2 protein-coding genes and 1 pseudogene are annotated in these 4,027 nt (G+C 54.6%); all 3 read left to right on the top strand.

Annotated elements, in window-relative coordinates; all coding sequences use genetic code 11:
• Positions 1-91: 91 nt before the first annotated feature.
• Positions 92-1,846 (top strand): tetratricopeptide repeat-containing sulfotransferase family protein, encoded by a 1,755-nt coding sequence (locus LCF60_RS23650; RefSeq protein ID WP_292294987.1) that lies wholly within the window; start codon positions 92-94, stop codon positions 1,844-1,846.
• Between the two features lie 445 nt (positions 1,847-2,291).
• The gene (locus tag LCF60_RS23645) at positions 2,292-2,594 is read left to right on the top strand and encodes a helix-turn-helix transcriptional regulator (RefSeq protein WP_292294986.1); all 303 of its coding nucleotides are present in this window, start codon (positions 2,292-2,294) and stop codon (positions 2,592-2,594) included.
• Positions 2,595-2,726: 132 nt separating this feature from the next.
• Positions 2,727-4,027 (top strand): annotated as a pseudogene (locus tag LCF60_RS23640) (hypothetical protein); the annotation flags it as partial.

Here is a 4,027-nt window from a genome sequence, read left to right as displayed (position 1 = left end):
CCTGGACGACCCTTGTCTGCCTTAAATTTTTGGGTGCGGAGCAACGGCAGGGCTGGTATTTGCTCAATTGAAGGACCGATGGAGCAACAAGATGAAACTCTCAGTCGAGCAAACCCTGATGCGGGCAAAGTCGCATGCCCAAAAAGGGGAAATTGACCAGGCAAACGAGCTGTACCGTTCCATCTTGAGCACGTTCCCCAAGAATAAGCGGGCACAGCAGGCGCTTGCACACATACGAAAGCCGGTCCCGGCGACCACCGCCCCCGCTGTGAACCCGTCGCTGGAACAGTTGAGGGAACTTGCAACGCTGCTGACCAAAGGTCGCACCGGAAATGTTATCGAGAAGACGAAAGCGCTTGTGGAGCGGTTCCCTTCGTCGGCCGCGCTTTGGGATATCCTTGGCGGTGCCTACAAGGCGTCGGGGCAACTTGCGGATGCCGAGACCGCGTTTCGCAAGGCTGCTGAATTCGATCCGAAGTCGCATCAGATACAAAACAATCTCGGGGCCACCTTGAGAGCGAGCGAAAAACGCGACGAGGCAATTGCCGCCTACAAACAGGCCCTGACGCTCAGGCCGGACTATGCCGAAGCGCATTACAACTTGGGCATCGTGCTTGCAGACTGCGAAAATTTCAAAGAGGCAATTTCGTCTTATCAGCAGGCATTGCAGATCAAGCCCGATTACATCGAGGCTTTTGTCGGTCTGGGCAATGCCTTCAAGGAACAGGGCAAGCTTGGAGACTCCATCTCCGCCTTTAGGAAGGCAATCGAACTCAAGCCCGACTACGCTGAAGCATATTGTGACATGGCCGGTATGCTGCGAGATGAGGGAGAACTTGACGACGCGATCGCGGCGTATCGAAAGGCGCTGATACTCAAGCCGAGATTTGCCAATGCTTATTTCAACATGGCCAGCGCGCTCAAGGAGAAAGGCCAACTTGACGAGGCCATTTCCGCATACCAGGAGGCTTTGAGCATTAGGCCCAACTTTGCCGCCTGCTATGCCGAGGCAACGGCCCTACGCGGATTTCCGATTGATGAAGAACTCGAAGAACGGCTCGTAGAATTCTCGCGGAACAAGGACCTGACCGCACATGAGCAGCGTCATCTGAAATACGCCCTCTACAATGTGTGCAACCGTTTGAAAAAATATCAGGACGCCTTCAACTGGCTTGTCGAAGCGGCAGAGGTGAGACGAAAGGAACTCGATTACACAATCCGGGAGGATCACGTTCTGTTCAAGCAGATCTATGCAAGAGCTCCGGAATACCTGCGCAATTACGAATTCACCTACAAGGCGACGAAAACACCGATTTTCATCGTCGGCATGCCGCGCTCAGGCACCACTCTGACAGAGCAGATCATATCGTCCCACAGCGCCGTATATGGCGCAGGGGAACTGACCATGTTTCCCAAGCTTGTCCTCCCCCTTATCAAGGAGAAAGAATTCTCGCCGAAACACGTGCTGCGACTGCGTGTGAAGTATCTGGAATACATCGACTCCATCGCGGGTGACAACGCATTCGTGACCGACAAGATGCCTCATAACTTCCGGTTCTTGCCGATGATATGCGCGGCGTTGCCCGAAGCAAAAGTGGTTCACATCCACCGTGATCCAAGGGCAACATGCTGGTCAAACTTTACCAGCAACTTCCGAAGTGCCCAGCTTGGATACAGCTTCAACCTTGATGCAGCGGTCGAATACTACAAGATCTACTGCACCCTTGTCCGGGAATGGGCCAGGGTCCTTGGAGACAAGGTGTATCACCTCAGTTATGAAGCGCTCATTGAAGATCAGGAAGGTCAGACAAGGCAGCTTCTGGATTACCTGGGCCTCGACTGGTAAGAAGCGGTACTGGCACCACACATGAACGCAAAAAGCGTGCGAACGGCGTCCGCCGAGCAAGTCCGGCAACCCATCTACAAGAACAGTTCCGAAAAATGGATGCGCTATGAGCCTTACCTGAGCACCGCCTTCAAGACGCTTGAAGGATTCAAGACGCCATCGTGACATCGAAGTCACGCGATTTCCGACCGGCCGAAGATATCGCGGTCGACTTAGAACAGAATCGTGTGATGTAGACACCTAGCGCGGGCCGCTCATTCGGCGGCTGACGCTGCAACCGGCGCATTGAATCTGTCCACTGGCAGCATTTTCGGCACCACATCCCTTCACAAAACTTGAACTGCGTTTGCCATGGGCGAAAACCTGCTATATAGTGGATCACTGAACACACCTGTTTGTACAGGACAGGTGTGTTTCCCCGATGCTGCCAATTGAGGGTAAACCCATGCTTGCAGAAATGCACAAATCGACGCCCGAAGAAGCCAAGGAACAACGTGCGACCTTGGGCCTGTGGCTGAAATCACTGCGCGAAGCCGAAGGGCTGTCGCAGCGCGATCTCGCCGACCGCCTGTCGCTCGATTACTACACGTTCATTTCGCAGCTGGAGAACGGTCGCGGCAAGATCCCGGCACACCGCTATGCGGAGTGGGCCGCGGCACTTGGCCAGGAGCCCCGCAGTTTCGTTCGTGAATTGCTGCGCTATTACGAACCGCTGACCTATCAAATCCTGTTCGAAGACGCGGGCTGACGCGCCACCCGGAGCATGGGAAACATGTTTCGGGTCAACGGCGTATCCACCACATCGCGTATCTTCTCTGGATCGGAGCACTGATCGGCGGTACACTGAGACACGATTGAGTTTGATCGGGACGATCCTTCTATGGCCAAGATCCTCAGCTTCCGGAACAAGGACGGCGCACCGTCGGGGCAGGATTTCCTGACGGATGCAAACCAGACCCTGTCGTTCCGCACCACGGAGGATGGCGGCATCAGCCTCGGCGACATGTCCCGCTCCGGTCTGTCCGGCCTGTTTCCCGACCCCAAGAAGGATTGGAGCAACCAGGAACTTGCCGATCTCTTCCGGGTTCGCCAGTTGCTCAGCAGCGCGAATGTGCCGGTCGAGACCGATCGCGGCGTCACCGACGAAGGCGATCCGTGGTTCGTCTTCTGCCACGCCAATGGCGAGGTGTTCATCCATCTCTGCCGCATCGACGGGGTCTATATCCTCGATAGCCCAAACGTCCTGCGTCCGCTGCGCGGCGCGAGTTTCAACGAGCTGATCGCCGATTTCACCAACCAGGCCCTGCCCGCCAGCAGCACCGACGACGACCCGGAACGCCGGGTGATCCGGCTCGAGCGCGGTGGCAAGGTGCGCCTGCATCCCTCGGCCATGCTCGCCGCCCTGATCTGGACATTGTTCCTGGCGTCTGAAGATCTCGTTATGCTGGCACCGGAAGAGACCAATGCGGAAAATGATGCGTTGCTCGATTTCGAAGGCATGTTTTCAGTTTCCGCTCCCGACAAGCTAACCGCTGACCAGATTTTTGTTGAGACAGATCTCGAACCTTCAGACTTAGTCAAGGACAGCGAGATCGACCCGAATGAAGAGGTTTTTGACAACCAGAACTTGATCCGCGAGGCCCAGCTGCACCAGCAGCAAGGACTGATCTTAAACAATAACGCCTTCACCATGGGGTTAAACACTATCGCCATGGCCAGGGGTTTCATGACTGAGTCCACGGTTTTGGATGACCCATTGCAGGTCCTGAACGACTGGGAGGCTCTTGGACTTTCGCAGACGCTGCTTGAACAAGGCGAAATAGAACATATTCGAATCTCAGCCGACGAAGATTCAGGTCATCTTTTTGAGATGTTAGCAGACTTCCTTGGTCTTGAATTATCGAGGCCAAACAAGCAAATCGTTGAGGCAAACACGCGCGACACGGACGCGTCTGTATTGCAGCAGGATCTAGGTCTCCTAGACAAGACTGCTGTATCCAATCAATATTTTCTGAGTGTAGCCAAAAACGCTATTCCGTTAACTGTTGGCAAAAAACCAGACGCTGACCCCCGTGAAGATAGAGTATCAGATAACCCCGACCAATTTTTGAACCTGCCAGAAACCGCGTCCAAGGATGCAAGTTCGGCAAGTACTGATGAAAATAATGCATCTACTCTTCT

Origin of the sequence: Marivita sp. (assembly GCF_020055635.1) — a bacterium.
Lineage (GTDB): Bacteria > Pseudomonadota > Alphaproteobacteria > Rhodobacterales > Rhodobacteraceae > Marivita.
This window is presented reverse-complemented; position numbering and strand designations above follow the sequence as displayed.